We start from the raw sequence: 6,000 nt of genomic DNA on the forward strand, positions 1-6,000 counted from the left end.
CCATGATCCAGGACGTTACAGGTTTTCTCGATAATGACAGGGAGATGCAGCTGCAGTGCGCCGGCCACAAGCATATAAAGCCGGTTGCAGAGCACTATCGTGATATTGAACTTGATGAGCGGCTTAGAAAGATCTTTCTGAAGAGGGGGATTGCGCAGTTTTATTGTCATCAGGCAGAGGCAATAGAACAGATCAGGCTTGGCAGGAACATTGTCCTGATGACCCCGACTGCCAGTGGCAAGAGCCTTGCATACAATATACCGGTGCTCGAAGCCATCCTTGCCGACCGCAGCACGCAGGCCCTCTGCATCTTCCCGCTCAAGGGGCTCGAACAGGACCAGGTGAAGAACCTCAACGAACTGTCTGAAGAGGCTGGTCTGGGCATCGTCGGAGAGGTCTATGACGGCGATACGCCTGCCGCGAAGCGTCAGGAGATACGCGCAGACCTGCCGAATGTGATCTTTACCAACCCTGACATGATCCATCTGGCATTCCTGCCGTTTCATAAAAAATGGGAAGGGTTCTTCAGAAATCTGAAATACATAGTCATTGACGAGATCCATACGTACCGCGGCGTATTTGGTTCCCACGTTGCCCAGGTGATCAGAAGGCTGAGGCGTGTCTGTGAACAGTACGGGTCAAACCCTCAGTTCATCTCGGCCTCGGCCACGATTGCCAACCCCGGCAGACTTGCAGAGGACCTGACCGGACTGCAGTTCAGCGTGGTCGATGAGAGCGGCGCTCCCGCAGCCGGAAAACATTTCTATTTCATGAACCCTATCGAAAGCCCGTACACACTTGCAACAAAGCTTTTCGTGCAGTGTATGCGGGAGGGGATGAGGACGATCGTCTTTACCAAGGCGCGCAAGATCACCGAGCTGATCCACAACTGGGCGGTGAACTATGCCCCTGACCTCAGAGAAAAGATCAGCCCGTACAGGGCAGGGTTCCTGCCTGAGGAACGGCGCGAGATCGAGGCGCGGCTCTTCAGCGGCGAACTCCTTGGCGTGGTCTCGACCAGTGCGCTCGAACTGGGTGTCGATATCGGCGGGCTTGACTGCTGCATCCTCTGCGGGTACCCCGGCTCTGTATCGAGCACCTGGCAGAGGGCAGGAAGGGTCGGCAGGCAGGGGCAGGAATCCCTGGTCATACTGGTCGCGATCCAGGACGCCCTTGACCACTATTTCATGCGCCATCCTGCCGAGTTCTTTGCAAAGAGCCATGAGGCTGCGGTGATCGACCCTTTCAATGCACATATCATGAAAAAGCACCTTCTCTGCGCAGGAGCGGAGCTGAACCTGAATCAGGAGGAAGTCTTCTTTGATATGCATCACTCCCTGCCGCTGATCGAAGAGCTTGTTTCAGAACAGACGCTGGTACCCGGTAAAAAGAGCGGCATTTGGTTCTCACCGATCAAAATGCCTCAGAGGGATGTGAGCATAAGGGCTGCGGGCGAGCGGTTTATGCTGGTCAATGAGTCAGGACGCACCATCGGAGAGCTTGGCGGAGCACGGGTATTCAGGGAGGCCTTCCCCGGAGCGGTATATCTGCACCGCGGCAAACAGTATAAAGTGGTGGAACTCGATATCCCGAAGAAAAAGGCGGTCTGCAGACTGTCGAATCTTGCGTTCTATACCCAACCGGTCAGCGGTGACACAACGCAGATCATATCGAAGCAGGAGACGAAGAACTTTGGCAGGCTGACCTTTGACTGGGGGCGTTTGAGGATCGTCCAGAAGGTTATGGGATACGATACCAAGCGCGTCTCTGACAACAGGTGGATATCGACCACGCCGCTGCAATTGCATGACCATATATTCGAGACCGAAGGTCTCTGGGTCGTTCTGGACCGGGAGACTGAGCGGGAGATCGAGGCAAGAGGGTTTGACCTCGGCGGCACGATCCATGCGGTTGAGCATACGGCCATTGCCTGCATGCCGCTTTTTGTCTTATGCGACAGGGGAGACATCGGCGGTTTGAGCCATACGTCCTTCCCTGATTTCGGCCTCCCGGCCATATTCATGTACGACGGCCATGAAGGGGGCGTAGGACTTACACGCAGGGTGCTTGACATCATCCCTGACTGGCTTGGGGCCACCCTGCGGATCATCGAAGACTGCGAATGCGAAAGCGGCTGTCCCTCATGCGTGCAGGATGCCCAGTGCGGCAACAGGAACGAGCCTCTCGATAAACAGGGTGCGAAGTTTTTGTTGAAAAGATGGCTTAACGAAGGATAGGTGAAAAAAGGCTGATTGCGTCAGAAGAGGCTGTCACTGGCAGTGAAACTATATTCTGTCTTTCAGCCAGTCGGTGGGGTCGATGACGTGGTACGTGGCCTTGCCGTCAGAATAGACAACACGGGCTATCCGGGCATTGAGGATCATTCTCTTGCACATCATGCAGGGCGCTGAATCGCATTCTGCTCCGTCGCCGTCAACCCCTGAAATGTAGATCGTTGCTCCCTTCAGCTCGTCGACCGAGGCCCTGATGATCGCATTTGCCTCGGCATGGACGCTGTGGCAGAGTTCATATCTTTGTCCATGCGGTATCTGGAGTTCCATGCGGGTGCATTTGCCGACCTCCAGACAGTCGGTCACGCCGGCTGCTGCGCCGTTGTACCCGGTGCTTACAATGATATTCTCCTTTGTTACAACGGCACCATATCTTCTTCGGATGCAGGTCGCACGCGTGGCCACGGCCTTTGCGATGTTGATGAAATACTCATCCCAATTGGGTCTGATGTGCGGTTTCTTTTTCGTCGAAGCTTTCTTCTTCATGAGGGTGATATTATAGAAAATATCGTACGCTTTAGCCAGAGAAGTTTATCTCATCAGTAGAATACAATTATGACAAACGCAGATAATACAAAAGAAAATGCAGTGAGCGGTGCAGAGGCGCAGAGCGTCTTCAGAAAGTTCCAGCATACACTTCCGTTCAGACTGCTCGTGCAGGGTTTCCTGATTGCAACGAACTATCTCCCTGTCTGGCTTCTGCGTCTCATCGGCCGCCTGTTCGTTGTTCTTTTCATTATCTTCAATTTTGACAATTACCGGGCGATCATGCGAAACCTCTCGAAAATAAGACACGGCATCAGGTCCTCTTCATATGCATACATGGCGTACGAAGTTTTTAAAAATTATTCCTATTATCTTATTGACCTCTTTCATCTGAGCCACGGTCCTGAGCGGCTTGAGAAATATACCTTTACAATCAGGGGCATCGAAAATGTCGAGGAAGCGCTCGGCACAGGAAAAGGCATTGTCTTCCTCGCAACACACCTCGGCAACTGGGAACTCGGAAGCCTGAAGCTTTCCTGTAAAGACCGGAAGATCCATGTTGTGTACGCGCCGGACAGTTCATCGCTTCTCGGCTCGCAGTTGCGCTATCTCAGAGATGCTGACGGCGTTCAGGAAGTGCCGCTGAAGGCAGGCAACTTTTCTTCTCTGAAACTCCTCCGGATCCTGCAGGAGGGTGGTGTCGTGGGGCTTCAGGGGGACAGGCTGACCTTTGACCGAGGCGTTGCCGTACCATTTTTCGGTCATGATGCGCTTTTCCCCAAAGGGCCGGTAAAGCTTGCGCTGGTATCTGACAGCATTGTCCTGCCGATCTTCATCCCCATCACCGGATATAAAACATACACGATCATTATCGAAGAACCGATCCTTATGGACCGCGGCGACGGTTTACCCGATGAATTAAAGACAAATCTTCATAAAATAATTAGAATATTGGAGAAATATATACGTTTGTATCCGACGCAGTGGTTTACCTTCATGCCGTTTTGGGAAGTGGACAAAAAGGAGTTTCAGAGAAAATAATGAAGATTCACCTTATCTATCCTGACTGGGGCCACTTCCCGCTCGTGTACAGGAGATATATCCAGGTTATGGGCCCTGCGATCGTTGCCGCGCTTACGCCTCCGGAGATTGATATTGTTTTCACTGACGAGCGGCTCGAAAAAATAGACTTTGACCTGCAGTGCGATCTGGTTGCCATTTCGATGATGACAAGCCAGGCAAACAGGGCCTATGAGATTGCTGACCGATACCGTGCAAAAGGGGTCCCGGTTGTCCTTGGCGGCGTGCATGTTTCGCTCATGCCGGAGGAGGCAGCAGCGCACGCTGATGCGATCGTGATCGGCGAGGCGGAGAACACCTGGCCGGATGTGATCAAGGATTTCAGGAACAATGACCTGCAAAAGAGCTATTCCTGCAGGAACCCGGCAGAGGATATCCCGCTTCCGCGCTGGTCCATCTTCGATACGTCTGTCTATCTGCCGATGAACTCGCTTCAGGTTTCGCGCGGCTGCCCGGTGAATTGCGAGATGTGTTCCGTACCTCAAACCTATGGCACTGAGTTCAGAATGGCCGACACAAAGAAGATCCTTCGGGATATTGAAAAGCTCGACCAGTGTCTTTTCCTGATCAACGACAACCTGCACCTGGCAAAGAGAAGGGTTAAAGGTTTTTTTGAGGGTCTGGCAGAGTCCGGCAAACCGTGGGTCGGTCTGGCCCCCCTTTCTATTGCAGATGATCCTGCATATCTTGATCTGCTGAAACGCACAAACTGCTGGGCCATGTACATTGACCTGAGCCCCTGGATCTCTGCGGGATTGAACGAAAGGATCAGTGCCTCCCAGATCGATAAGGCGAATATGTTCCTTGGGCGTATCAGGGAGCGGCACATCAAAATTATCGCTTCCTTTGTTTTTGGCTTTGACCATGACCGGAAGGATGTGTTTGAGCGAACCGTGCAGTTTGCAAAGTCCAATGCCATCGAAGAAGCCGAATTCCATATCCTGACTCCCTACCCAAAGACAAGGCTCGCTGAACGGCTTGAGGCTGAGGGACGCCTGCTGACAAAGGATTTCTCGAAGTATTCATCATCGTCGGTTGTGTATAAGCCTGCCAACATGACGCCTGAGGAGCTTTATGAGGGATACAACCGGGCCTGGAAGGAGTTCTATCCTGAAGAAACCCATGAGATGACTGAAGAGGGACTTGTGATAAAGACCTATGCCTGCTTTCCGGTGAACAAGGGTGACCTTGATTACGGTGGCGGCGCCAAATGGATCGATTCGGTAAGAAAAAAGCATGCAACGGAGGCAAACGCATAAATGTTGAAGACACTGAAACCATTTATTATATCGCGGTTCCTGTACGGCCTTGTTCAGGTGATGGCACTCAGCAGCAAAAGTGCGCTGATCTCATATCTGAACATTGCAGAGAAGGCGACGACGCGCGATCACTATAAACGCGCCATCAGGTCCATCCGTGAAATGTGGCGCAGCGGCCATCCGACCCTGAACGTTGCGATGAAGGTGCTCCGCAATACCAGTCCGCGCCACAAGAAGCAGATCATCCGCTGCTTTATCATGAACCAGCTCCTGGTGGGGAGCACCAAGCGCAAGGCGTTTTCCGAAGGCGCAGGGGGGTTTTATCCGCCGGGACTTCTGGTGATCAGTCCTTCCATGAAATGCAATCTGAACTGCTTTGGCTGCTATGCAGGCATGTACAAGAAGGACGAGGATCTTCCCTATGAGGTGATCGACCGCGTGCTGACCGAGGCAAAAGCGATGGGTGTTTATTTTATCGTTGTCTCCGGCGGTGAGCCGTTCTTCAGAAAGGACCTGCTCGATCTCTTTGAAAAACATAATGACATGGCATTTCATGTCTTTACCCATGGAGGCCTGCTTGATGAGAAGCTCGTTGCCCGGCTCGCTGAACTGGGCAATGTCCTGCCTGCCATCAGCGTTGAGGGGTTCAGGGAAGAGACTGACAAGCGCAGGGGTGAAGGACATTACGAAAGAGTGCTGAAGGCGATGAAGCTCCTGAAGGAAGCAGGTGTGCTCTTTGGGTACTCGGCAACCATGACCCGCCAGAATGCAGACATCATGGTTTCTGACGAGTTCGTGGACCACTGGATGGCCCAGGGTACAACGGTCGGCTGGTATTTCCTGTACACCCCGGTCGGAAGGGAGCCGAACTGGGACCTCGTGCC

5 protein-coding genes are annotated in these 6,000 nt (G+C 52.8%); 4 read left to right on the forward strand and 1 reads right to left on the reverse strand.

Translation table 11 applies throughout. The annotated features are described in order from the left end of the window. Window positions 1–2: 2 nt before the first annotated feature. Window positions 3–2,237 carry a DEAD/DEAH box helicase gene (locus HZB31_12795; protein ID MBI5848797.1) on the forward strand — a complete coding sequence of 745 codons (2,235 nt, stop codon included), beginning with the start codon at window positions 3–5 and terminating at the stop codon, window positions 2,235–2,237. Window positions 2,238–2,285: 48 nt separating this feature from the next. On the opposite strand, the gene HZB31_12800 is transcribed toward HZB31_12795, so the two are convergent. Next, window positions 2,286–2,777: a cytidine deaminase gene (locus HZB31_12800; GenBank protein ID MBI5848798.1), complete on the reverse strand. Its 492-nt coding sequence runs from the start codon at window positions 2,775–2,777 to the stop codon at window positions 2,286–2,288. 69 nt (window positions 2,778–2,846) lie between these two features. On the opposite strand from HZB31_12800, the gene HZB31_12805 reads away from it, so the two are divergent. The 3 genes from HZB31_12805 to HZB31_12815 all read left to right on the forward strand — a co-directional run. After that, window positions 2,847–3,818, forward strand: a complete 972-nt coding sequence (locus HZB31_12805; protein MBI5848799.1) for a lysophospholipid acyltransferase family protein — start codon at window positions 2,847–2,849, stop codon at window positions 3,816–3,818. Next, window positions 3,818–5,116 carry a cobalamin B12-binding domain-containing protein gene (locus HZB31_12810; GenBank protein MBI5848800.1) on the forward strand — a complete coding sequence of 433 codons (1,299 nt, stop codon included), beginning with the start codon at window positions 3,818–3,820 and terminating at the stop codon, window positions 5,114–5,116. Before HZB31_12805 ends, HZB31_12810 begins: the two co-directional genes overlap by 1 nt. Continuing rightward, a partial coding sequence (locus HZB31_12815) for a radical SAM protein (GenBank protein MBI5848801.1) occupies window positions 5,117–6,000 on the forward strand: 884 nt, incomplete at its 3' end. It lies immediately after the preceding gene.

Source organism: Nitrospirota bacterium, from assembly GCA_016235245.1.
GTDB lineage: Bacteria > Nitrospirota > Thermodesulfovibrionia > Thermodesulfovibrionales > UBA6898 > UBA6898.

Bases quoted from the DNA above. Each gene is read 5' to 3' on its own strand.
- HZB31_12795 (MBI5848797.1), top strand. From the start codon at position 3: ATGATCCAGGACGTTACAGGTTTTCTCGATAATGACAGGGAGATGCAG.
- HZB31_12800 (MBI5848798.1), bottom strand. From the start codon at position 2,777: ATGAAGAAGAAAGCTTCGACGAAAAAGAAACCGCACATCAGACCCAAT.
- HZB31_12805 (MBI5848799.1), top strand. From the start codon at position 2,847: ATGACAAACGCAGATAATACAAAAGAAAATGCAGTGAGCGGTGCAGAG.
- HZB31_12810 (MBI5848800.1), top strand. From the start codon at position 3,818: ATGAAGATTCACCTTATCTATCCTGACTGGGGCCACTTCCCGCTCGTG.